The sequence below is a fragment of the Sphingobacterium sp. NGMCC 1.201703 genome, assembly GCF_047784615.1.
In the GTDB taxonomy this organism is placed as follows: Bacteria; Bacteroidota; Bacteroidia; order Sphingobacteriales; family Sphingobacteriaceae; genus Sphingobacterium.
The window spans coordinates 568,069-593,443 of sequence record NZ_JBLOHD010000001.1; the positions used below are offsets into that span (position 1 = coordinate 568,069).

General features: G+C 40.7%; 14 protein-coding genes. 11 read left to right on the forward strand and 3 right to left on the reverse strand.

Going from position 1 to position 25,375, the window contains the following annotated elements:
- The first annotated feature begins 385 nt into the window (after window positions 1-385).
- From ACK8HY_RS02220 to galB, 3 genes are all read left to right on the forward strand, one after another.
- A complete protein-coding gene (locus tag ACK8HY_RS02220) occupies window positions 386-2,572 on the forward strand; it encodes a glycosyl hydrolase family 95 catalytic domain-containing protein (RefSeq protein WP_416132633.1) in 2,187 nt (728 codons plus the stop codon).
- A 73-nt stretch (window positions 2,573-2,645) separates the two neighbouring features.
- Window positions 2,646-4,877 carry a glycoside hydrolase family 3 C-terminal domain-containing protein gene (locus tag ACK8HY_RS02225; RefSeq protein ID WP_416132634.1) on the forward strand — a complete coding sequence of 744 codons (2,232 nt, stop codon included), beginning with the start codon at window positions 2,646-2,648 and terminating at the stop codon, window positions 4,875-4,877.
- 65 nt (window positions 4,878-4,942) lie between these two features.
- A complete protein-coding gene (gene galB / locus ACK8HY_RS02230) occupies window positions 4,943-7,459 on the forward strand; it encodes a beta-galactosidase GalB (RefSeq protein WP_416132635.1) in 2,517 nt (838 codons plus the stop codon).
- 422 nt (window positions 7,460-7,881) lie between these two features.
- Here the strand turns inward: galB and ACK8HY_RS02235 are convergent, their stop codons facing one another.
- Both ACK8HY_RS02235 and ACK8HY_RS02240 read right to left on the reverse strand, forming a co-directional pair.
- On the reverse strand, window positions 7,882-9,657 hold the full coding sequence (locus tag ACK8HY_RS02235) for a family 43 glycosylhydrolase (RefSeq protein ID WP_416132636.1): 1,776 nt from the start codon (window positions 9,655-9,657) through the stop codon (window positions 7,882-7,884).
- 164 nt (window positions 9,658-9,821) lie between these two features.
- On the reverse strand, window positions 9,822-10,562 hold the full coding sequence (locus ACK8HY_RS02240; RefSeq protein ID WP_416132637.1) for a hypothetical protein: 741 nt from the start codon (window positions 10,560-10,562) through the stop codon (window positions 9,822-9,824).
- A 342-nt stretch (window positions 10,563-10,904) separates the two neighbouring features.
- Between ACK8HY_RS02240 and ACK8HY_RS02245 the strand changes: the two genes are divergently transcribed.
- Window positions 10,905-11,093, forward strand: a complete 189-nt coding sequence (locus ACK8HY_RS02245; protein ID WP_077436693.1) for a hypothetical protein — start codon at window positions 10,905-10,907, stop codon at window positions 11,091-11,093.
- Window positions 11,094-11,190: 97 nt separating this feature from the next.
- On the opposite strand, the gene ACK8HY_RS02250 is transcribed toward ACK8HY_RS02245, so the two are convergent.
- Entirely contained in the window at window positions 11,191-13,728 is a 2,538-nt protein-coding gene (locus ACK8HY_RS02250) for a TonB-dependent siderophore receptor (RefSeq protein ID WP_416132638.1), read from the reverse strand.
- A 578-nt stretch (window positions 13,729-14,306) separates the two neighbouring features.
- Between ACK8HY_RS02250 and ACK8HY_RS02255 the strand changes: the two genes are divergently transcribed.
- The 7 genes from ACK8HY_RS02255 to ACK8HY_RS02285 all read left to right on the forward strand — a co-directional run bounded on the left by ACK8HY_RS02255 (window position 14,307) and on the right by ACK8HY_RS02285 (window position 25,359).
- Window positions 14,307-15,305: a hypothetical protein gene (locus ACK8HY_RS02255; protein ID WP_416132639.1), complete on the forward strand. Its 999-nt coding sequence runs from the start codon at window positions 14,307-14,309 to the stop codon at window positions 15,303-15,305.
- 255 nt (window positions 15,306-15,560) lie between these two features.
- A complete protein-coding gene (locus ACK8HY_RS02260) occupies window positions 15,561-16,763 on the forward strand; it encodes a transglutaminase-like domain-containing protein (protein ID WP_416132640.1) in 1,203 nt (400 codons plus the stop codon).
- 228 nt (window positions 16,764-16,991) lie between these two features.
- Window positions 16,992-17,540, forward strand: coding sequence for a sigma-70 family RNA polymerase sigma factor (locus ACK8HY_RS02265; protein ID WP_416132641.1), 549 nt, complete (start codon window positions 16,992-16,994; stop codon window positions 17,538-17,540).
- Window positions 17,541-17,600: 60 nt separating this feature from the next.
- Entirely contained in the window at window positions 17,601-18,662 is a 1,062-nt protein-coding gene (locus ACK8HY_RS02270; RefSeq protein ID WP_416132642.1) for a FecR family protein, read from the forward strand.
- Between the two features lie 109 nt (window positions 18,663-18,771).
- Window positions 18,772-22,107 (forward strand): SusC/RagA family TonB-linked outer membrane protein, encoded by a 3,336-nt coding sequence (locus tag ACK8HY_RS02275; RefSeq protein ID WP_416132643.1) that lies wholly within the window; start codon window positions 18,772-18,774, stop codon window positions 22,105-22,107.
- A 12-nt stretch (window positions 22,108-22,119) separates the two neighbouring features.
- On the forward strand, window positions 22,120-23,766 hold the full coding sequence (locus ACK8HY_RS02280; protein ID WP_416132644.1) for a RagB/SusD family nutrient uptake outer membrane protein: 1,647 nt from the start codon (window positions 22,120-22,122) through the stop codon (window positions 23,764-23,766).
- Window positions 23,767-23,838: 72 nt separating this feature from the next.
- Window positions 23,839-25,359, forward strand: a complete 1,521-nt coding sequence (locus ACK8HY_RS02285; RefSeq protein ID WP_416132645.1) for a hypothetical protein — start codon at window positions 23,839-23,841, stop codon at window positions 25,357-25,359.
- Window positions 25,360-25,375 lie beyond the last annotated feature (16 nt).

Sequence of the window (25,375 nt, forward strand, 5' to 3'; positions counted from 1 at the left end):
ATTCAGTTGTTACTGAGTCATCACTGAACAAACACTGAACGAGCACTGAACAAGTAATGTCAAGAAGACGAATTTGGTTATTCTTTGATTCCAATTTGCTGCCACTAAAAATTAAAAAGAGAAATAGGGAGGAACTGCGTTTATGTAACAAAAAAATAACTGTTGTGCGGTAGTAGATTAAGCCGAATTACTTTTATTTCTTCTAAAAAGCTGGCCGAATCATTTTCTTACAATTGTTCTAGGGAACGGTGGTAGTGAGTCGTCTTTTAATAAAAGCATCATGATGAAATCGCCAAATCTTAAGCTAGTTTTTTTTACCTGTTTCCTTGGTTTTAGTTCTTATTTACCAGGTCAGGCTCAGCAAAACGCCGTACAACAAGTATTATTGCAAAAAAGTAAAGCTATCGTATCGCAATATGTTGCTAAATTCGATCGACCAGCGGTACGGATACCATCCCAAGCAGCTGTGGATGCCCCTTTGTTGGGGAACGGCAGTACAGGAGTTGCCATTGGTGGTACTTCGGATAGGCAGACCTACTACCTGGCAAGAAATGATTTTTGGCGTTTAAAATCTGGATTTAATGAGTCTTATCCTGCCGTATTAGGTAAAGTAGAAGTTGCTATTCCAATGTTAAAGAAGACGAGTTATCAGGTTGATGTGGATCTTTATACAGCAATTGCAACCTCGACCTTTCAGGCGGGAGATACATTGATGGAGATCAGATCCTTTGTTTCCGCTAAAGATGACTGCTTGATTTTACAATTTCAAAACAAAGGGAAGCAACAAATCAGTGGGCAGATAAATCTGCTTCTCCCAGCCGATGAACAATTTAAAAATAATCCACCAGCTGAATCACTGTTTCCAGCTGTCACTCAGCAGGAGACGAGAGGAAATGGAACAATATTGATCAGTAGGGGCTTTGAGGAGTTGGTAGATATTCCGACAAAGGCTGCTGCCGCTGGAAAAATAATCACACAGCAGCAACCTGCTTTCAACTTAGATGCAGGCGAATCGCTAACCTATGTATGTGCTTTATCTTCCAATTTCAAAAATAAAGATTGTGTAGAAAAGGTGCTTAAGACCATAGCTAGTTTAGATCTAAAAAATGTAAAACTGCTCGAACGCGAACATAAAAAATGGTGGGCAGATTTTTGGGCCGAGTCTTATATTGAAATTCCTGATAAAGTGATCGAAAAACAATATTACCTGTCTCACTATGTGATGGGATCCTGTAGCCGCGATCCGCAATTTGCCCCACCCATTTTTGGAACATGGATTACCCAGGAGATTCCCAATTGGAATGGTGATTATCATTTGAATTATAACTATATGGCGCCTTACTATGGACTTTACTCTTCCAATCATCTTGGTGCAGCAGGTTCGTATGAGCAACCTTTGCTCGATTTCATGGAACGCGGAAAGTTCTATTCAAAAGAAATAACTGGGATTTCGGATGGATTGCTGTATCCAGTGGGAATAGGTCCGAAAGGAATGGAAACAACCCGTCAAAATGCCATCATGGAAAGTGCATTTGGTGGTTATATCCAAGGAGGACAGGTGGAGCATAAAGGTTTGTTCTTTGGTCAAAAAAGTAATGTGTCTTATGGTGTAACCAATATGGCAACGGCGTTTTACACGACTTATGATCGCAATTATGCACAAAAAATATACCTTTATGTGCGCGGCGCAGCTGTGTTTTGGAGCAATTATGTAAAGAAAGACGCAAAAGGGCGTTATGTGATTTTTAACGATGCAATTCATGAAGGTACTGTTGGGGATAGTAATCCAATTCTAAGTCTTGGACTGGTAAGGCAGACACTGCAGCTGGCTGCCGATTTGAGTGACTATTTGGATTTGGACCGTCAGTTGGCGGCGAATTGGATACAGGTAAAGGAGAATCTTGCCACTTTTCCGGTTCAGGAAAGAGATGGTCAACCAGTCTTCCGTTATACTGAAAAGGGGCCTGCTTGGTGGAACGATAATTCACTGGGTATACAACATATCTTTCCGGCGATGCAGCTTGACCTCGGCAGTGACCAATATTGGATTGACATTGCGCGTAATACGATCAGTCAAATGGGGCGCTGGACTGATAATAATGGTACCAATAGTTTTTTCCCGGCAGCGGTTCGCGTAGGTTATAACGTAGATAGTATTTTGTATCATTTGAACCAATATAGTCGGCATACTTACCCGAATGGATTTCAACTGAATAACCCACATGGTATAGAAAATTGTAGTACTGTACCGACAACCATCAACCAGATGCTGTGTGGTGTCCATCATCAGGTGATAAAATTATTTCCGGTATGGAACAAACAGCAAGCTGCACAATTCGCCAATCTGCGTGTAGATGGTGCTTTTTTAGTCTCCTCAAAACTTGAAAATGGAGCTGTTGCTTATGTTGAAATTTTAAGCGAACAGGGCCGCAATTTGATCTTGGATAATCCTTGGCCTGGACAAAAGGTATCTTGTCGTAAGAATGGTAAAATGAAGGAAACAATGCAGGGAAATCGTCTGCATATCAAGACAACAAAGGGCGACCGTGTTTACTTGGTTGCTGGCGTTTAAAAGATTATAACAGGCTATTGGCCAAGATGAAGTTTGGATATAGAAAATATACCTGATAAAAATAAATATAGAAATGAAAGTTAACCGATGTTTTTTGAGGCTGAATGTTCTTCTTCTGCTGTTTGTTTGTGGAGGAAAACAGGGGACAGCTCAAAATAAAGATTACGCTTTTCGCGATGTGAAAAGAAGCCGGGAAGAACGTATTCAAGATTTGATTGCGCGATTGACCTTATCGGAGAAAGTGCAGATGATGAAGCACGAGTTTAAGGGCATTCCACGATTGGGCATTCCGGCATACGATTGGTGGAATGAAGCGCTGCATGGTGTTGCAAGGACAGAAGAAAAAGTCACGGTATATCCACAGGCAATAGGAATGGCGGCTACTTTTAATACGGCTGCGGTCAGACAGATGGGGGACTTCACGGCAACAGAAGGTCGCGCATTATTCAATGAAGATCTCAAAGCTGGAAAAACAGGTAAACGTTACCGGGGCCTGACCTATTGGACTCCGAATGTCAATATCTTTCGCGATCCACGTTGGGGAAGGGGGCAGGAGACTTATGGTGAAGACCCTTATTTGACAGGTCAGATTGGAACAGCTATCGTACGCGGACTAGAAGGTGATGATCCGCAGTATTTGAAAGCAGTAGCAGCAGCCAAGCACTACGCTGTGCACAGTGGTCCCGAGCATAATCGACATTCTTTTAACGCGGAAGTATCAGCTTATGACCTTTGGGATACCTATCTCCCTGCATTTCGGCAATTGGTAACCAAGGCTAAAGTGCATGGGATCATGTGTGCCTACAACCGTTTGGAAGGGATGCCATGTTGTGGGAATAATGTGCTACTTAATAATATTTTGAGGCAGCAATGGGGGTTTAAAGGCTATGTAACTTCGGACTGCGGGGGTATCAATGATTTTGCTAGCGGACATAATACACATCCGGATAATACAGCGGCCGTCGGTGCGGCAGTTTTGGCCGGAACAGATCTGGAATGTGGTAATCTCTATCAATTGCTGGAACAGGGGGTAAAACAAGGGACATTATCCGAAAAGGAAATAGATGTTTCGCTAGCCCGACTTTTGCAAATCTGGTTTCAATTGGGCATGTTCGATCCACAAGAACTGGTACCTTATGCAAAGATAGGTCGCGAAGTGATCGAAAGTAAATCGCATAAGGCCCATGCTTATAAAATGGCGCAGGAATCTATGGTGCTGTTGAAAAATGAGCATGCCATTCTGCCCCTGGATCCCAATAAAATAAAAAGAATTGCTTTGATCGGCCCCAATGCCAATAATGGACATGCGCAGTTAGCAAATTATTTTGGTACGCCCTCAGAAATTGTCACACCGCTGAGCAGCTTACAGAAACGTTATGGAAAGCAAATCGCGATAGACTATCTTCCGGGAACAGAAATCATGAAAAAAATTGATGGCGGCCCTTCATTTGAAGAAATTGTTAAAAAGGCTGCGGTAGCAGATGTTATTGTTTTCGTTGGTGGGATAACGGCAGACTACGAAGGTGAAGCGGGCGATGCCGGAGCGGCAGGTTATGGTGCGTTTGTCAATGGCGACCGTTCGACGATGGCCTCTCCGGAAGTACAGACCGCATTGCTGAAAGAGTTGAAAAAAGTAGGGAAACCACTTGTTTTGATCAATATGTCGGGGTCGGTGATGAGTTTCGACTGGGAATCCCAGCATGTAGATGCCCTATTACAGGCATGGTATGGCGGACAGGCGGCTGGAGATGCTATTACAGATGTGCTATTTGGTCGCTATAATCCTGCAGGACGTATGCCGTTGACAACGTATAAACGAGATGCAGACTTACCCGATTTTGAGGATTACTCCATGGCAAACCGGACTTATCGTTATTTTACGGGTGAGGTACGTTATCCATTTGGTTATGGACTAAGCTATACAAATTTTGAATATAAACAATTGCAGGCACCTACGACCGTCGAAACAGGCACTGACTTTGAGGTCACGGTACAGGTGACAAATAGCGGCGAGCGTGATGGTGATGAGGTCGTTCAATTGTATGTTGTTCATCCAAAAGAAGGAAACTATAAGGTGCCTAATAGTGCATTAAAAGGTTTTCAGCGTGTATTTTTTAAAAAAGGACGTTCTCAAAAGATAACTTTTACACTGACACCTGAAGATCTTGCCCTAGTGAGTGAAAAGGGGGAGCTGATACAAAAAGGTGGGACTGTCAAAATATATGTTGGTGGTGGTCAGCCAGGGAAATCTGTGGGTGTCGAGCGTGAAATTACAATGCATGGAACAGCGTATCGACCTTATTAAGACAAAATAGAAAAAGGCTTGTATAGATTCATAACTTTATTTAATCAACGAATAAACAATACTAAATGAAAGTACTTTTTGGAATGATCCTAGCCATGTTATCCCTCTCTTTATTTGGACAACAGCAGGAAATTACACGCATGGGAAATGCGCGTGTTGAACTTTTTGATCGGGATTGGAAGTTTTTCCGCTTTGGTTTGCAAGCGGACGGTAATCAATTGGCTGAACCGAATGACGTGTATAAGACCGAGTTTACTGATGATTCCTGGCGTAAATTAGATCTGCCGCATGATTGGGCTATTGAGGGACCATTCCGTATTGAATTGGCCAGTGAATCTGGAAAGCTGCCCTATAAAGGGATAGGTTGGTATAGAAAGCATTTTAAACTGGAAAATCTTCAAGCCGGAGAACGGGTTTATCTGGATTTTGATGGCGCCATGGCGAATGCCAAAATTTGGTTAAATGGCCGCTATGTGGGCACTTGGCCATATGGGTATAGTTCCTTTCGTATGGACTTGACGCCCCATCTAAAAAAAGATGCTGAGAATGTTTTGGCGGTACGTTTGGATACGGAAAATTGGGAATCAAGATGGTATAGCGGAGCCGGAATTTATCGTCATGTATGGATGGTTCGTACTTCTGCAGTACATGTCGCACATTGGGGAACCTCGATTACAACTCCGGTGATCAACGACCAATACGCAACGATTAAGAATGAAGTAACATTGGATAACTTCCGTTTTCTTCCGGTACACGCTGAGGTTAAAGCTACTTATTTCGAGGTGGATGCGCAAGATAAGCCTAGAAAACAGGTGGCTACTGCCCGTGGATTTGTTGATCTGCACGCCAATGCAAGTGGCAAACTCAATCTTGAAACGCGTATCAATCAACCGAAGCACTGGGATATTCTATCGCCCAACCGTTATGTAGAAAAAATTGAAGTCATCGTTGACGGTCAACTTAGCGATACTTATTATAGTCCTTTCGGTGTTCGTACAATCGAGTTTACAGCGAACGAGGGCTTCAAGTTAAACGGCCGTCGTGTAGACATAAAGGGGGTATGTAACCATCATGATTTAGGATCATTAGGGGCTGCTTTTAATAAAACAGCCTTGGAACGTCAGCTCAAAATGTTACAGACCATGGGGATGAATTCCCTGCGTACATCACATAATCCACCAGCACCGGAACTATTGGAATTGGCTGATAAAATGGGGATTTTGATTTGGGACGAGGCTTTTGACGCTTGGCAAACAGGTAAGCGCGCAAAAGATTACAATAAATTATACGATGAGTGGCATGAGCGCGATCTATTGGCTATGGTGCATCGCGACCGAAATCATCCGTCGGTATTCATTTGGTCCATTGGTAATGAGGTGCTTGAACAACAGGATGTCAACATGACTCGGCATCTGGCCGATATTATTCGCCGGGCAGATCCAACACGACCAGTTTCCAATGGTTATAATGACCCGGATGGCGGCCGCGAATCGGGGGCTGCAACTGCTTTGGATATCATGGGTGTAAATTATTTCTTCAGTCAACAAGGTCGTTGGGATAAAGATGCGCGTTATCGGAACATGCCGACGATTGGTAGCGAAACTTCTTCCTGTGTTTCTTCCCGTGGAGAATATTTTTTTGGAACCGATTACGATGGCTGGCAGGTCACCTCTTACGATCGTGCTGCTCCGGGATGGGGCTGCTCACCGGATGCACAGTTCCGGATATTGGCTCAATATCCAAATCTGCTGGGAGAATACGTTTGGACAGGTTTTGATTATCTGGGCGAACCGACACCGTATAATTCAGCGGAGACCAATTTGTTGAATTTTAGAACGGATCCCGCAAAACGTGCTGAACTGGAAGCTGCATTGGAAGAATTGAAGAAGAAGAATCCGCCTTCAAGAAGCAGCTATTTTGGTATTATCGACCTTGCCGGTTTTCCAAAAGATCGGTTCTACCTATATCAATCCCATTGGCGACCTGAATTGCCAGTGACGCATATCCTGCCACATTGGACCTGGGCAAGCAGAAAAGGGGAGATTACACCGGTGCATGTGTATACTTCGGGTACGGAAGCAGAACTGTTCGTCAATGGAAAAAGTCGAGGACGTAAGAAGAAGGTTGCGGGACAGGATTTTCGATTGCAATGGGATAGTGTGCGCTACGAACCGGGAACGGTAAAGGTAATTGCTTATAAGGACGGCAAGGAATGGTCCAAAGCAGAAATTCAAACCGCTGGAAAGGCCGAAAAGCTCCAGATGGAAGCGGATCGTGCTACAATCGATGGCGGACGGTCGGAGCTAGTTTTTGTCTCGGTAAAAGTGACTGATAAAAAAGGAACCTTAGTGCCTCAATCGGACGCGTTGATTGATTTTTCGGTCGAAGGTGCGGGTGAAATTGTTTCTACCGATAATGGGAATGCGATTGATTTTACTTCGTTCCAAAGTCATTCGCGTAAAGCATATAATGGAATGGCATTGGTCATCGTAAAGGCAAAAAAAGGAGAGCAGGGTGCAATCCGGATCAAGGCATCAAGCAAGGGGTTGAAAGTCGCGTCCGTAAATGTATTGTCAAAATAAAAAGACAAAATACTTAAAAAGAAGATCTATTTCCTGTGCCTAGCCGATGGTAGGACAGATAAAGTGAAAAATCAAGCCCAACTTATACTATAGCAGCCCGAAAGGAAATGTGGAAGTGCTGGAACAGGATCAAAATAGTAGGACAGTAGCATTAAATGCCACATCAGAAGCAATTTTGAGGTCATATACCGGTGAAGAGTCAAACTTGGCTTGTGATTAAGTAAGCCGTCTGGTAAAGGTCTCGGATCGAGATTTTAATTTTTAAGGAGTCTTCTCGTCATGCTGGTGAGAAGACTCCTCTGTTTTGCCCCCAGCCTTATTTGCTGCTTGTTGTGTACCTGTGCATGATTGAAAAGATTCCAGCACCTTATCTTCTCGGATTTCTTTTGACGTCTACTTAATGGGATATTTTGGTCTATATGTTATTCAATATGGAGCAATTTTTTACTCTGCTTTGAATGCCCATTTTCATTGAAAGCCTCGACTGAAAAATAGTAGTCCTGAGCGCTATTGAAAATACGTCCTTCAAATCTGTTGTCGTAGATCACGGTGGCATTATATAATTTTTCGGCAGTAACGCCCCAACGTAGGATATAGCCTTTAGCATTTGGGCTTGCTTGCCATTGTAAGGTTATCCGACGAGGATCCTTTGTATCCCGTTGTCCTTCTAAGCCATTGATCGCTGTTGGTTTTTGTCCAAGGCCATTGCCAAAAATGCGGAAATCATAGAGTGAAAATTTTCCGGGGATCTTTTTCTTATTGGTGATACGTACGTAACGTGCAAGAATTTTGTGATCCAAGCAGAACAATTCATGTGGGTGATCTTTTGTGTTTTTTCGCTGGTCAATGAGGGGAGACCATTTTTTTCCATCTAGGGAGTATTCGATCAAATATTGATAACTATAAGATTGTGGAGCTTTAAGTTCGAAGTCCTGATCGGCAAAATTAACCTGAAGGGCGTTGATGGCCATTTTCTTCTCGAGGTCGATTTGAAGGTACTCACCGATGGCTCCTGATCTTGCTGACCACCAACTCTCTACACGCTCATCATTCGCATTGCCTTGTGGAAATTTACTTAATGCACTGGATACGATAATGGGCTTATTGCGAGATAACAGGTTATACGGAAGAGAAAGGTCCTTCTTTTCGAGATTAACTTTAGTATTGGGAATCTGAAAGGGGAGATCAGTATATACTGTTTGTGCGTAAAGTTTACCTTCCTTGTCAAAAAATGCCGGAAAAAGACCGATACGCCGTTCGAACCAGTCCCGTACCGAAATTTTCATGGTTGCAACGTGCCAAAAATTGCCAAGTTTGTCTTGAAATGTATGACCGTGACCTGCTCCAGCAATAAATCCCCCCGGTTTATAGGAGAAGGGACTATTCGTTTCGTAGCGAAAAGGTCCTAAGGGTGATGTCGATGTATAGACACCATCGGCATAACTCCTGAATTGAGTCCCAGGAGATGCATATTGGAGATAGTATATGCCTTTGTATTTAATTACTGAGGGACCTTCATTCCAGCCTGGAGTCCCTAGTTCGTTATGCTCCCCCTGTACTTCCCATCCATATTGTTTTTCATGATGTTGGATCAATACTTTTGGCTCACCAATGGGTTTGAACCCATCTTTTGGATCGACCTCCACACCCATAATGGGATCTACGTTGGAACATCCCCAGTATAGATAGACTTTTTGGTTGTCATCCATGAAAAAGGCGGGGTCAGTCATTCCTATGGTAAATTTGGTGGGTACAGGTTCCCATTGATCCTCATCCGGATTGACTGTTTTATAGATCTGAGGTTTTCCTCCTGACGCAAGAAAGTAAAGCGCACCATCATAACTCAGTACCGTTGGTGCATAAGCTTCTATGCTTTTGATAGTTTTACATGAAATGTAAATCCAGTCTTTTAGGTCTGAAGAGCGCCAATATCCACCAGATTTGGAAGCAAATAGATAGTATTGACCTTTATAGAGTTGGACGACAGGGTCTGCTGCTTCACGTCGGCTTGGACTTTCTGGCATGAAACGGTACTCGAGCGCTAGGGGATTGATGGTGATTTTTGAGGATTGTTGCCCGTAGATAAGCCCAGACCAAAAGAATAGAAGGAGAAGTACTGATCTGATAATCTTGTTGAACTTATTTTTATTCTGAGATGCAATTAGATATTGCATGGGAAGATATTCTGGCTTTCGCATAATTTTCCTTTTCTAATAAAGTCGATTGAAAGGGGGCTTTCCCTAAATCTCCCAATACCAAAGATAGCCATCTCTTAAGATGGCTATCTTTGGTATTTTATCCCTAAAGTCTTTTTATCAAAACGATCAAACGAAAATATAAAAGACGTATTTGCTAATCTTCTTCATTTTTCAAAGGAAGTCATAAATCCAGTACGCATACTCATCTGTTTGAAAGTATCGTAGACATCTTTTCTACAGCTGAAAAGGGTAGCGGATAGTAAGTTGTCATTTTCGATACTTTTTATAAATGCCTTCTCTTTCTCTGTTAAGACAAGCCCTTTGTAATCTATTACACCAGCAGAGGCCAATACGATGATGCGATCTCCAAGTTCCCATTTTCGTAGTTGATAGGAAGAAAGGCCCTTTGACAAATCTGTTAAATATGCGTTTCCAAATGCTTTATTTAATTCGACGATAAAGCTGTTCAATTTTTCGGGTTCTATCCTGTCTGTTGTCCCGGACAAAAGCAGCAGCTTATTGTCGAGGTCTGTAATGGCATTTATTTCCTTGAACTTTAAATTTCGGAAAAAACCCACAGTATAATCCTTTTCCCAGTCACTTCTACCAATACCAGTTTGTCGGTATTGAATTGCAAATGCAGTATCAATGTTAAAGTTTTGTCCTGTCCGGTCTATGGTATCCGTTTCCGCCCTAAAAAAATAAATCGGTTTTACACCGGCATTTCTCTTTTTATGATAATCTGACCATTCGGCTTTTAAGGCATTTCCATAAAAACTTTTTGTGTTAAAACTATTAAAATTTACCTTTTCCACATCTAATCCCCCATCTTCAAGCTGTCGTTGACAATAGCAGAAAGTTGTCAATGATATCAGCGCAAGCAGAAGTAACTTTTTTCGTATCATTTTCATTAATTTATTTCCCTTCCTTTTTCTCTGGCCAGCCAACAAATAGGACTGTCTCTAACGGCTCTGAGAAAGTGCAGTCATACCAAATGCTAACAGCAATAACAAAAGAGAATATTGATGTTTGAATGACGTCATCGTTTTGTTTCTAATTTAAGTTGAAAATAGGTATTATATTTTATATTATTTACTCGTAAGGTTAAAATTAAATGCAATAAATCCTGATAGAACAACGAATCATAAATCAGTTGTGACGAATTGTAAGAGGTAGAAAGACAGCTATAAGCGGTACTATATATTTGTATATAGAAATTATTTTAGCTGTATCCCACGTATTAATTTATGGAAATTATTAAAACATTTATCACTTATCTGCTTACTTACGTGATTACTTATTATAGCATCAAGCATTCCCTTGCTGATAACCTGTTAATTAGCACGATGAATATGGGGATTTCGGCATTAATTGCAGCAACTATTACCGCTTTACTATCGGGGGATCTGACGAAAAATAGAAAAAATGAAGCTTAATACAAAATAGATGTAAATTAGACCGTTTTAGAAGGAGCGAAAAAGGGAGCTTTATTATCCAAAAGCTCCCTTTTTGGTGTAAATAGGACAATTCACCTTATCTTTTTTCGAATTTATACGAAAGCGTTGCCATAAAACTGCGGGGTGGGATAGGGTTTACACTATAGTTTTCATGGATATAGTAATTAAATGCATTGTTGATATTGGACAATTTTCCAAGTATGCTCCAATTTTTATAGCTGTATCCAGCCGAAAAGTCAATTGTGGTAAATGGACTGACGGAAATCAGACGATTTACACCGTCTCGAACATTAATTTTGCTATTGTTCCATCCTGCGTTACGTCTGCCTGTGTAAAAAGAAGAGAAGCCCAGTTTTAATCCTTTGACAGTTCCATGTTGAAAGGTATAAAATACTGTTCCATTTGCGGTATGTGCAGTGGTTCCCACCAAGCGTACGTTTTCCTCATTTCCTGAAATTTCAACAACTTTTGTTTCATTCCCAGTTGTTGTTGTATAGCTCGAAATGGGATTTGTATGTGTATAGCGCATATAGTTATACGAATAACCAGCTGTCACATTCAGGCCAGGTAATAAAGTTCCTGTTAGCTCAGCTTCGACACCATCAGAAGCTGTTTTTCCGGAGAACTCCTTCATGTTGGCATCACCGTTTTCGCTGCCGTCGGGTTTCAATAGCAGCTGCTGAGCGAATTTATTGTTATTGATTCTATACCAGGCAAGATTTGCTGATAGACGACCATTGAAAAAATCATTCTTTATACCGGCTTCATATTGATCGATGATGGACGGCGCCAAAGGTTGATAGTTGCTATCGTAACCGGCGTTTGAGGTAAAATTATTCGCATAAGTTATGTATATGCTGGATGAAGGTATCGGTTGATAAATCAAGCCGAATTTCGGTGACCATGCTTTATCAACTTTGGCTCCCATTGGATTCCCTTGACCATCTTTTGTAATAACTTCTTCGGTTTTATTTTCCGCGTAAGTCAATCGCTCTGAATTAGGTGTACGTTGGTACGAATAGCGTATTCCGGCCAAAACTTTAAACTTCTCATTCAGTTCAATTAAATCCTGCAAAAACACGCCGTACCGATAAATATCTGTCGTGGTTTTTGTCAACAAATTAGCTTCAGGGATATCAGTTCTCAATCCCTTGCCCGTCGGCATATGCTGTGCTGTTTGGCCCGGATTGAAAACGTAAATCGAATCATAGGCATTCGCCTTTAAGACATTTTTGTTATCGTAATAATTGATCCCTTCCATAAAAAATGCGTACGCATTTGCATGTGATTGGTCAGCATCGGCACCGACTAGAATCTTGTGTTTAATAGCACCGGTTTTTACGGTGCCTGTTAGATTTAACTGCTGGTTGGCCGTAAATTCGTTTGATTTGGATCTTGTCAAATTTCTTGGTGCAATACCATTTTTGTCAGCCTGGATCCGATCGGATCCGTAATAGTCACGATCATAGGTTTGATAACTTGCGATCGCATTTAAATTCCAGGATTCGTTAAATCTATGGTTGAAATTGACCTGCCCATTTGAAGTATTTGTATTATTATAAGCCCAAGGTACATTTAAGAATGTATTTCTTCCGACAGATTGATTTAATTTGCCATCTACGGTGCCTATTCCAAAGTCTGGCGTAAAATCACTTTTCAGGTAATCAAATGTGAAGTTTAGATCTGTTTGCTCAGAAATTTTGTACAATACCGATGGGTTTACATAGGTTCGTTTTGACTTTACCTGATCTCTAAAGCTTCCAGCTTTTTCATAAGTGCCTATCATGCGAAATGCAACTTTATTTGAAATCGGTCCATAAACATCGACTGTAGGTTTGTAGAAGTCATAGCTGCCTACACGCATTGAAGCTTCTCCACCGTAGTAGAACTTTGGCTTTTTAGTAACCAGATTAACTACCGCACCGCCGGATACACCACCATATAGTAAAGCAGCACTTCCTTTAAGAATTTCAACGGATTCCAAGGTACTGGCTTCTATGGAACCGCCATTGTTTGTGCGTGCACCATTCTTAAAAATATTGTTTGCCCCCAAGCTGTAACCTCTCGCATAGAAGTTTTCATTTACACCACCACGATTTGCGCCCATCGCCACACCGTTCGCATTTTTGAGTGCATCGCTCAATCTGTTGACTTGTTGATCTGTGATAATCTGTTTATTAATAATTTGTACGCTTTGTGGCAAGTCTTTATCTATAATGCCAGCTTTGCCAACATTGACTGTTTTATTATTATGGGAATTATACCCAAATACTTCAACCTGCTCCAATTGCGACTCTGAAATATTCATCGCTACGATAACTGTTTGCGCTTTACCATCTTTAACAGTTATTGTTTGTTCTTCAACAGCGTTGCCTATGCTTTTGATTCGAATGGTATAGGTCCCATCGGGAAGATTGGAGAAATGAAAACTGCCATCGTGGGAAGTTGACGTAGATCTACCTAGTGTAGGAATCGTTACTGTAGCTGACTCGATTGCAGCGCCATCTTTGGTTTTGACACGACCATATACCCCTTTGTTTTGAGCTGAAACATCTAAATGTGTAGCTCCCACCAATCCCAGACTTAAAATAAGTCCCAGAAAAGATCTTTTCATTGTTAATATTGAATTAGTCTAAATTATTTATCGCTGCAAACATACAATTATTTTCAGTTATTTAGACTCATTTAAAATAAAAAATAACACCTTAATTTTTATATAATCCTTGTTGAACTAAGGTCACTGCAAGATGACGTTATTTTGGGCGTATCGTTAGGTCCTTTACAGCTTTATATATCTTCACGAATCGTAAATTATAAGTACGGATTGTAAATGGATGATATACTGAAGAAATTGACTTAATATATTTGGAATTAGGAGATCAACACATGTACCCATCAGGGTATAGCTGTTTTTCATTAGGTTAGAAGAAAGCCGTTAGGAATTCCCCATTCCAACGGCTTTTGCTTTTTATCCATTAATAAGCAAATCAACCTTTTTATTACCGAGCACGCAGTACCAGTACTGCCCCGATGCTCCAATAATGATCATCTTATTTTATTGCGTTGTTATTCTGAATTTTATATAGGTTGGAAAGGTATTTTTCTTTATCTTTGATATAGAACCAAAAGCCTTTAGCCTTCCACCATTAACTTGGAGATATCAACTTTTGGGGAACGGGTAATTTTTGAATTATGAAATATCTTTTTGCACTATTGCTCGGTCTACTCTTATTGTCCAGTTGTGACAAGGAAGAAGCTGATCCAGATGCTTTGGAGATGGATGGTACTGCAGCAGCGAAGAAGTTTCAATTTATTGGTCGTTCCGTAGGTTTTTCGGTCAATCAGATCTATGTGGATCAATCTATAGACAAAAGTTTTTATCTAGGGACAGTATGGGGATTAAAAGATACTTTACCTACCGTGCAACTAATGTCGTTACGTAAGCATTATAGACCGTTTAAAATTACAATTGTACCGACTACTTCCACAGTTTCAAATACGAAGATCCTTCCAAGTTTTGACGGTATTCGTTCGTATGCCCGTAAAAATAAAAGTACTGAACGCACGATGTCAGGTTTTTCCATAACTGATTTCTTTGATTATGAATCTATCCGTTATCATCTCAATAATAGCTCGGACGTAGATAGTGTTTTAAAGCTTGTTGAACATCATGATTCAACAACAATCAAAAGGACATATAGCTGTTTGATGCGTAGTGAAGATATAGCATTTTCATTAACTGCACAATTCAATGAGTTTTCTTCCGCCTTTGATGGCAAAGATTTGGCGCAGCTAAAACAAGCTGGGTTTAAACCCTATTATACCAATATCGTGAATTACGGTACGCATTTGATTATGATGGGAGAAAGCGATTATCCTCGGATCGATTTCAAGAATGCGATCGATAAATTGTTGGACGGTAAACCATTGACTGAAAAAGAAGAATCTATCTTGAGCGCCTCGGATCTGCTTATCTACCTCCGTGGTGGTAAAAGGGAAAGTTTTATCAGACGCGAAAGTGGGCTGCAAGGAATAACGAATCTGATAGCAGAATTTAAAAAAGAGTTTGAAAAACAAAGTAATTCATTTGATTTCCCAATTAGCTATTCGCTCAGAAGTTTAACGGATTTTTCACTTTTGAAATTTTGGTATTCCTATGATTTTCTTGTTCGTGAGGAAAAAGGCAATTAGTAAAGCGAAGTCCAAAAATTTTATTTTGCCCAGTTTCCCATAATGTTATCCTTTTGATTTGGAGTACTTCTTACTTGTTTTTCTGAATCGTTTTTTTTATAATTTATTGAACCGCTTTGCTGTCTTCGTTCCTTGGTTATACTGAACTACTTCCCTATGATGTTGGCAACAACGTACTTAGATTTCGTTCCATTTTTAAAACGTTTGTGAATTACAATAGCTCCGTAAAAATTAGTAGCTTTATTTTTTTGAATCATGATGAAACTACGCGCTTTATTTTTTGCCTTATCGGTATCGCTGTTTAACTTATGTCTAGCCCAGTCTGCAGATACGCGTGCCAATGCTAAACAGGATGACAAACTTCTTGAAATAGCCCTTTCCAAAGCGGGGAAAAATAGGGCTTCATTGGAAAAAGTGCTCAAAGACGTGCCCGAAAATATGAAGGAAGGTGCAGTCTTCTTAATTTCCTATATGCCACAACGGGATTTGGAATCCTTGAGTAGTGATTTCTTATTGCGTAATATCGAATTCGCTTATCGGGCAAAGGAGAAGTTCCCCTGGACAAAACAACTGCCGGATTCGATTTTTTTAAATGAGGTATTGCCGTATGCCGTACTTAACGAAAACCGGGATGAATGGCGTGAAGAACTCTTTAATAGGTTTTCGAAGTATGTGGAGTCTTGTAAGACGCTCCGTGAGGCTATTGCCGCTGTTAATAAAAATATTCGTGACGAAGTCAGGGTGGATTATAATACGCAAAGAAAACGACCCGATCAATCTCCTTCCGAATCCATTGACCAAGGAATGGCTTCCTGTAGCGGCCTGTCAATTCTGTTGACTGACGCCTTTCGCGCGGTCGGTATCCCTTCCCGGGTCGCTGGAACTCTAAATTGGTTTGACAATCGTGGAAACCACAACTGGTGTGAGGTCTGGATAGATGGGAAATGGTATTTTACAGAATATTATCCCGATAAAGAGTTGAATCGTTCTTGGTTCTTGGCAGATGCCGGCAAAGCGGATGCAAGTAATCGCGAGCATGCTATTTATGCTTCTTCTTTCAAAGCGGCAGAAACGTACTTTCCATTAGCTTGGGATACAAACTTGAAATATGTGAATGGAGTAAATGTAACACCTACTTATAAAGCTTTGTATAAGGAGCAACAACAACAAATCAACATAGATAATAAACATACGGCAATTTATGTTATAGCTTATGAGAGTAAGGACAAAACGACACCGGAAGATAGGAAAAAGTGTAATGTTGATATTTTTCAAGGAAAGGATCAAATAGGGGGAGGTTCAACCAAAGATGCAAGACAAGATGCAAACGACAGGTTGCAGTTTGCAGTGGAAAAAAACAAAATATATACGCTTAAATATAATAATAAACAAGGAACAGTGGAAAAGCAGGTGAAAGTAGACAATGAGCCCACGACAGTAACTATTTTCCTTGAATAAAGAGAAAATCTTTTTAATTATAGATTGCACTCGCTCTCTTATCAGATCAAAAGGTCATCCGATAAGAGAGCGAGTTTTTTTATCTAAGAATTATTTTTGGTATTTTCTTTGGGACAAAAACAGCCGTATAATTGCGAATAAAGCTGAGAACATCCGTTTTATGTAACTTTTTTTTTGCAATCTTAAACTGAATTTGTTTAAATTGCCAATCGAATTGTGACACAACCAATGTATTTGAAACCTTTATCCGAAGAAAATAAGAGGAATATTGCTATTAATCGAGATGAAAACTCTTTTAAGGCTTATTTTTTGGCGAATTATGGACTGTTAAAGAACAATGCATTCTCTTTTATTAAAGATAAACAATTGGCCGAAGATGTGGTTTCGGAAGTACTTTGGAAAATCTGGTACTTAGGACCAGACCTGATGAATATTGCGAGTGTTGAAAGTTACCTCCTTCGGGCGATCAAAAATAAATGTCTGAATTTACTCCGTATCCGTCAGTTGGTGTTGAGCGATAGTACGGCGTATGAGGATACATTAATCGATCGAAACACGCCTGAGGATATTTTGATATCTACTGAAAGCATCCAACGCATACAGCAGGCAGTAGAGGATTTGCCGCCCAAAACAAAAGAAGCTTTTAAATTGGTGAAGGAAGAAAAGAAAACGTACTTGGAAACTGCAGAAAGGATGGGAATATCTAAAAAGACTGTAGATAGACATATTCAAATAGCCCTTGGAAAACTATGGGCCTGTATTAAAGAAAAAAAATAATTTTTTTATTGGGGATTTTGCATTCTCACGGTGTCTCTACCCCAAATACACCGAATGCACATGTTTTCATCTGATGAAGAGTACTTCTTATTTTTAGCCAATAGACTACTGGAGGGAACACTCACAGCGGAGGAGCGCAGCATTTTAGATGACTTAATGCGTGTTGATGAAAACAGAAGGCAGCTGATCACTTTTTTGGAAAATAACCCAGAGGATCAGCAGGATCTTGAAGCTGAAGTCATTTACGAAAAATCAAAACCGATAGGATTTACCGCTGATAGGGAATCCATTGTTCATCCACTTCCTAATCATAAAAAGATAAAAATAATATCCATTGCAGCCAGTATTTTGATGGTATGTGGCTCACTTATCTTTTGGACTGTCAAGACAGCTAAAGAAGAAAAAGTGGATTCAGAATGGCAGACCATTGCTACGGGAAAGGGGGAACGTAAATCGATTAAATTAAGTGATGGTTCTGAAGTTTGGCTCAATAATGAAAGCACCCTGCGATTGAAAAACGGATTTGGAAAAACTGACCGCGTACTTCAATTAGCAGGGGAAGGTTATTTTTCGATCGCGAAAAATCCCAATTTGCCTTTGACGATTAAGACTGCTCATGCTGAAGTCATGGTATTGGGGACTAAATTTAATCTCCGCGCGATTCCAGATGAAAATATCACAACTACCTCTCTAATTGAAGGAAAGGTACGACTGAAAGTCGTGGAGAATAAGCAAATAAAAACCTATGAGCTCTTGCCGGGAAATAAAATCTCTGTGATTAATCCGGTTGTTGTGCCAAATCATTATAAGAATAAGAATGCTGCTGCTGTGCAGCCACAACAGGTCGCTTTTGAAAAGTTAGATATAGTCGATACTGAGGTTACGGAAACGCTCTGGATGAAGAACCGGCTGGTGCTTAAAGGTGACGATTTTAATGTTGTGGCCCGAAAGATGGAACGTTGGTTTGGAAAACCTGTCGTCCTCAAAACAGAGCGACTGGCCGAGCAGCATGTCACGGGGATATTTGAAGAAACAACCAGCGAAGAGTTTTTGGATATGATCAAGCGAACTGGCATAAAATTAAATTACTATACCCTAAATGATACGCTTTATGTAAAGTAAAATAAAAAAAGGGTATCCCTCATAGTGAGCAATACCCATACGTTCTAACCAATGGCATCGGACCCTAGGAAAGTAAGATGCCAATCGATTATTCTTAAATACCAAAATTATGAAAAAAAAATCACATGTACTTTATCATGTGCCTATCTCGTATTACCTAAAATGGTTGTTAATGGCCAAATTTTTAATCATTTTCTTATTCGTATGTGTTGCAACCGGTTTGGCAAAAGAATCTAAAGCGCAGAAAACGGTTTCTTTACGATTTGAAGAGGTTCGACTCAAAAATCTATTGATCTCTATTGAAGAGCAAACTAAGGTTAACTTTATTTATAATGACAATAGTATTCAAAATATTAAAATAAAGCGTATTGATGTACGTAACAAAAAATGGACAGAGCTATTGTTACCGATTTTAGCAAAGGAATCGCTGGAGATGGATATCGTAAGCGAAAATCGCATTATTATCCGTTCGACGGTCAGATTACAGGACAAGATTGCATCAGGTACCGTCAAAGATAGCCAGGGAAAACCATTAGCGGGTGTATCAGTAAAAGTAAAAGGAACAGATAAGATGACACAGTCTAACAGCGATGGACAATTTTCGCTTGTTGTTGATAATGAAAGTAATATGTTATTATTTTCCTACTTGGGCTATCTCTCTCAGGAAATTCCCTATCAACGGCAGGGGATGTCAATTGTGTTACAGGAAGATCTTGCTCAATTGGAGGAAGTGGTTGTTATCGGATATGGAACTCAAAAGAAAGCAACGTTGACGGGCTCGGTCAGTCAGGTTTCCGGAAGCGAGCTACAACGCTCACCAGCACCTAATTTGTCAAACTCCCTTGCAGGGAGAATGCCTGGTGTAGTGGCGAACAACCGTTCTGGTCAGCCCGGTAGTGATCATTCGGAAATATTTATTCGTGGGAAGGGCTCTTTGGGCGATAATAGTCCGCTATATGTAATTGACGGGGTAGCTAACCGGGGTGGCATCGAACGATTGAATCCGAGCGATATTGAAAGCATCTCGGTACTAAAAGATGCTTCCGCTGCAATCTATGGTGCACAGGCCGCCAATGGTGTGATTTTGGTGACAACTAAGCGAGGAAACGGTGATAAACCGACAATTTCTTATGATGGTAGTTATGGACTATCGCAGCATACACGTACCCCTAAGTTGATGGATTCTTACCAATTTATGGTTTATGATGATGAAATCAATGCACATTTTGGTCGGGTTGAAAAATATAAAGATATTAAAGGAAAGTATCTGGACGGTAGTATAGATCCGCTGCTTTACGCAAATACTGACTGGATGAAGGCGGTATTTAAAACGGCTCCGCAGACGCAGCATTCGCTCTCATTGCGCGGCGGTGATGAAAAAGTACGCTATTATGTATCGGGAGGATACTTATACCAGAAACCAGGTTTTAAAAATACAGCACTGAATTTCAGGACTGTACAGTTTCGCTCCAATCTCGATGCTAAGATCAGCAAAGATCTGTCGGTGTTGATTGAAGTTGCCACAAGACAGGAAAATCGCAATAATTCGAATTATGATATGAATACCTTCTTTTGGGAAGCATTTCATGCTTATCCGTTTTTACCGGACTACTATCCCAATGGATTACCGGGGCCAGGACTGTCTTGGGGGAATAATCTGACCATCCTGGCTGCAGGAAAGACTGGTTATCAACATATAAAAGATAATTTTATAAATACGAAAGCAGGCTTCGACCTTAAAACTCCTTGGTTGTTGGATGGGTTAAGCTTTTCAGGATATGCTGCATTTGATTCAAGATATCGACATGACAAGAAGCTGAACAATATGTGGGATGCTTATCGCTATAACCCGGCAACCAAAGGATATGACAATATCCGGGAGACAACAGGTGATGTTAACATAAACCTTTCTGAAAGAAATGACAATGACCGCATCGAAACCTGGAATTTCAAAATCGGTTATGATAAAAAGTTTGACGCACATAGTATTAATGCCTTTATTGCCTATGAGCAGAGCAAGAACAGAGGGGACTGGTTTTCTGCTTATCGTCGCGATTTCCTAAGTGATGCTGTGGACTATCTTTTTGCAGGAAGCGACAATCAAAAAAATAACGACGGGAAAGCAACGATTTCGGCACGTCAGAATTATTTTGGTCGTGTAAGCTACGGATTCAAAGATAAATATCTGGCTGATTTTACCTTGAGAAGAGATGGTTCGCAAAACTTTAGCAATGTTGCACGTTGGGGTTGGTTTCCCGGTGTTTCAGCAGGGTGGCGTATCTCTCAGGAGGATTTTTTTAAGGAAAATATTCCGTTTGTCAATGAATTGAAGATTAAAGCGTCCTGGGGAAAATTGGGAAATGACCGTGTAAACCCCTTTCAATATATCAGTACCTATGTCCTTGGTGATGGAGCAATGTTTGGTGTTGACCCTAAGCGTGGGAAAGGCTTTACCGTAGGTAGACTAGCTAACCCGAATATCACCTGGGAAAAAGTAGATACAAAAAACATCGGTTTTGAGTCCGTTTTTTTCAAAAATACGCTAAGTTTTGACCTACAATATTTTTATTCGATGCGGACAGATATTCTAACTCCGAAGCAAGCCTCGGTACCGAAATATACAGGATTGACTTTGCCGGATCAGAATATCGGCGAGATTTCAAACAGAGGTATAGAAAGCAGTCTGCTATATCGCAACAAGATTGATGATTTCAGTTATTCTATTGGTGGAAATTTCACTTTTGTACGAAACAAGATTCATTTCTTTGATGAAGCACAAAATACACCGGAATGGCAGCGTAGGACAAATCACAGCATAGATTCATGGCTGGTTTATAAGGCCGATGGCATCTATCAGAATCAAGCCGAAATAGATGATTCGCCCCATTTGCTGAACACCAAACCAGGTGATATCAAGTATATTGACGTGGATGGAGATAAAAAGATTACTAGTAATGATATGGTTCGGATTTACGAAAGCCCAATACCCGAAATTACCTATGGTGTTACGATGGGGGCGAAATGGAGAAATTTTGATTTAAATATCCTATGGTCTGGACAAGGCCGGGCGAAGCAGATCATCAAACCGGGGAGCTATAATCGAGATGTGACGTATTTTGAAAACAGATGGATATCCGAAACGGAAACACCGAACGCCTTATACCCTAGAGCTTTTGACCGTGATGATACGTTTAATTCCATGAATTCAACATTCTGGTTGAAAAATGCTTCCTTTTTGAGACTCAAAAATGTTGAACTGGCTTACACGCTGTCACCAAAAGTGCTGGAAAAGATCAAGATGAAAAATCTGCGTGTCTTTATCAGTGGCTTCAATCTGTTTTCAATTGATCAAATCAAGATCCAGGATCCAGAGGGAACACAAGCCGGAGGTATGTATTATCCACAACAGCGGATTTACAGTGTGGGTATGAATTTAAGTTTTTAATTGATAGATTACATGAAAACAACGATAAAGCTATATATAGCGATTTTTTTTACGGCTTGTTTTACATCATGCACTGATTATTTGGATGTCAAGCCTCTAGACTCTTTTACAGGAGAGGCTGTATTTTCGGATTTCAATTTAACGGAAGCCTATGTAAACAAGCGATATACGGAATTAAGGGATGGGTTTGGAAATTTTGGTTTGCGCTATATTTCGGACGAGGCATATCATAACTTTAACTCAGGAAATCCTTACCTCTATAATCGGGGGGAGCTAACGCCAGATCAATTTGGCGATCATTCAACTTGGAACGCGTATTATGAAGGAATCAAGAACTGCAATATTTTCTTTGAGAATATTGGTCAGCTCAAAGCCGAAAAAGGTCAGATAGACCGGTTGGTTGGAGAAATGACTTTTTTGAGAGCATTTTTTTATGCGGACCTCGTTGCGCGATTTGGTGGTGTCCCACTTATCACAAAAACCTTTGACCTGAACAGTGATATGATGGTTTCGAGAAATACATACGACGAATGTATTGATTTTATTGTAAAAGAGTTGGATAAGGCGGCCGACTTACTTCCATTGCGTTATGAGGGTAAAAACTTTGGCCGTGCAACGAAAGGGGCAGCCCTGGCTCTAAAATCCCGGGTGACACTATATGCCGCCAGCCCTTTGTGGAATCCTACTGATGATAAAGTGAAATGGCAGAAAGCTGCGGATGCGGCAAAGGCAGTCATAGACTTGAACCAATATCAGTTAGATCCCAATTACAAACAGATTTTTACCAGCAATAAGAGTGCTGAAATCATCTTTATGAAGCAATTTAATTCGGAATTTGGCCACTCATTTGATTGGACTGACTCCCCAAATGGTTTCACCGGTTGGTCGCGAACCTGTGTGCTACAAGATATGGTTGACGCCTATGAAATGGAAGATGGGTCGATGCCTACCCCACAGCAATATGTGGATGGCAACCCTTGGCAAAATCGCGAACCTCGTTTCTACGCATCCATCGTTTGTGATGGTCAGCAATTTAGAGGAAGGGAGATTGAGTTTTATGTGTCTTCCACTGGTAGCAAAGCGAATAGTGGCAAGGATAGCGAATTTGGTATAGACGACTGGAATGCATCAAAAACGCATTATACAATTCGTAAGTTTATGGATGAAAGTCTTCGAAATCCCTGGAATGATAAGGGGGCACAACCTTGGATCTACATTCGTCTAGGCGAAATCTATCTTAACTATGCTGAGGCGCAGTTTAAGTTGAAAAATGAAGAAATCGCTCGCACCTATCTAAATAAGATCCGGGAAAGAGCGAGGGGCGGAAAGACAAACGTGCTTCCAGCAATAACCAGTAGTGGACCGGAGCTTTTGGCTAAAATACAACAGGAACGGAGGATCGAGCTTGCGTTTGAAGACCATCGTTTTTTTGATGTAAGACGTTGGAAAATAGCGCAACAGACCGAAAATAATCCAGCAAGGAAGATTACAATCGTCCGCGATGATCAGACCAAAAAGAAAACCTATAAGATTGAGTTGATACAGGAGCGAAAATTTTTTCCACAGCATTACTTACTCCCGATTCCACGAAGTGAGATTCAGCGTAATTCGCTGTTGGAACAAAATCCGGGTTACGATACACCGGTTGGTGCCAAATAGATATTCTACAATCAATTTTACTACCCGGGATCTGCGTTTGCGGATCCCGGGTTCCAAAAAAAAGCTTTCCAAATGAAAACGATCTTGTTACTTACGCTACAAACCTTATATGCTGTAAGCTTATTCGCGCAAACAAAAGATATTTCCATCTATACCGATCATAAAGCATTAAACGACATATTTGTGTGGGCCAAGCGAAAAGCGCGTTCTTTTGTTGTTACAGGAAAAACAGGTCCAGTCAATGTTCACAAAAAAAACCAGGAATCAGCGATGGTTGCTTATGTACCTAGTTATTGGGCTGGTTATCCATTGCGTACGGCATTTTATTCACGTGATTTTTGTCATCAGGCAATTGGAGCTCATTTATTGGGACTGGAAGCAGAAAATTTTACCATGCTTCGTGCATTTGCCGCGAGTGCTGGCGCTCACCGAAAATGGTTCCCCTTATGGGCGATTAATTTTGACGGAACTCCCTATACCTTAGATTATAAAAGTGATGATAATTTTGTCCGCGAAATTCCGGCGGTTTTTGAACTGGTCGAAAAAAACGCGCAACTTTATGAGTGGACGAAAGATCAACGCTATCTGACAGACCCGATTTTAAGACAATTCAATGCTAAGGTGGTCAGTGACTTTGTTATGTGGCATGACTTAAAGAAAACGAACGGTGTTGCTGAGAGTGATGGCTCCGGTAATATATTTAAAGGTACTGCGACATACAATGAACATCGTGATCAAACTTTAATTGAAGCCGGAGATGGGATCGGGAGCCAATATCAGGCATATCTGGCTTTCGCCAAGCTCGCAAAGTTAAATGGCGAGAGGCTGCTCGCAAAAAAATATACGCAAAAAGCATCACAATTGTGGGACTACTTCAATACAGACTGGGGAGTCTTAGCAAATACAGCACTTTACAACCGGGGCTATGATATAAAACATCAGCCGGTATCAGGCTGGGGAAAAGAGAATTCTTGGTTTCTGCCACTAAAGGAAATCACCGATGTACATTCGGACAGACATCGCAACTACCTTGATTATATCGATGATCAGTTGAGTTCCGCCGAAGGACTGCCGGAGAATATTGAAGCAATCACTTATATCCCGGAGCTATTTTTTAAATATGGGCAGAATGAGCGTGGCTGGAAATGGATGAAATACATCATCTCAAAAATTAACACGGTGCATGCTATGGCTGCATTGACAGGTACTAATGGTGATTACCCCGAAGTTGCTTTTGTTTTAGTCGCAAATATCGTACAGGATATGGCTGGTATAAGTCCGATAACAGACCGAAATGGAATTGAGACCTGTTCTCATTTACCAGAAGAGATAAGCCATATTAAAGTGTCAAATGTCAAAATTGGTAATTTGATTTATGAGCTGGAACAAGAGGGCAGACATAAATCCATTTTATCCTATACGGGACGAAAGCATGTGTCGTCCTGGCGGGCAGGATTTGTTGGTTCTCATCCTTATCTTTATTGTAATGGTAGGAAAGTAAAAAGCAGCATTTTAGAAAAAAATGGTGTCGTTTATAGCTATATCGACTTAAAAATAACGAGCGGGCAACAGTATACTGTTGCGACCCAATAAAGGCGAAAAGCATGAA

What these genes read in the sequence shown, in the direction of transcription:
- ACK8HY_RS02235 (WP_416132636.1), bottom strand. Translation starts at nt 9,657, where the DNA reads ATGCGAAAGCCAGAATATCTTCCCATGCAATATCTAATTGCATCTCAG.
- ACK8HY_RS02265 (WP_416132641.1), top strand. Translation starts at nt 16,992, where the DNA reads ATGTATTTGAAACCTTTATCCGAAGAAAATAAGAGGAATATTGCTATT.
- ACK8HY_RS02280 (WP_416132644.1), top strand. Translation starts at nt 22,120, where the DNA reads ATGAAAACAACGATAAAGCTATATATAGCGATTTTTTTTACGGCTTGT.
- ACK8HY_RS02270 (WP_416132642.1), top strand. Translation starts at nt 17,601, where the DNA reads ATGTTTTCATCTGATGAAGAGTACTTCTTATTTTTAGCCAATAGACTA.
- ACK8HY_RS02250 (WP_416132638.1), bottom strand. Translation starts at nt 13,728, where the DNA reads ATGAAAAGATCTTTTCTGGGACTTATTTTAAGTCTGGGATTGGTGGGA.
- ACK8HY_RS02240 (WP_416132637.1), bottom strand. Translation starts at nt 10,562, where the DNA reads ATGATACGAAAAAAGTTACTTCTGCTTGCGCTGATATCATTGACAACT.
- ACK8HY_RS02255 (WP_416132639.1), top strand. Translation starts at nt 14,307, where the DNA reads ATGAAATATCTTTTTGCACTATTGCTCGGTCTACTCTTATTGTCCAGT.
- galB (WP_416132635.1), top strand. Translation starts at nt 4,943, where the DNA reads ATGAAAGTACTTTTTGGAATGATCCTAGCCATGTTATCCCTCTCTTTA.
- ACK8HY_RS02260 (WP_416132640.1), top strand. Translation starts at nt 15,561, where the DNA reads ATGATGAAACTACGCGCTTTATTTTTTGCCTTATCGGTATCGCTGTTT.
- ACK8HY_RS02275 (WP_416132643.1), top strand. Translation starts at nt 18,772, where the DNA reads ATGAAAAAAAAATCACATGTACTTTATCATGTGCCTATCTCGTATTAC.
- ACK8HY_RS02245 (WP_077436693.1), top strand. Translation starts at nt 10,905, where the DNA reads ATGGAAATTATTAAAACATTTATCACTTATCTGCTTACTTACGTGATT.
- ACK8HY_RS02285 (WP_416132645.1), top strand. Translation starts at nt 23,839, where the DNA reads ATGAAAACGATCTTGTTACTTACGCTACAAACCTTATATGCTGTAAGC.
- ACK8HY_RS02225 (WP_416132634.1), top strand. Translation starts at nt 2,646, where the DNA reads ATGAAAGTTAACCGATGTTTTTTGAGGCTGAATGTTCTTCTTCTGCTG.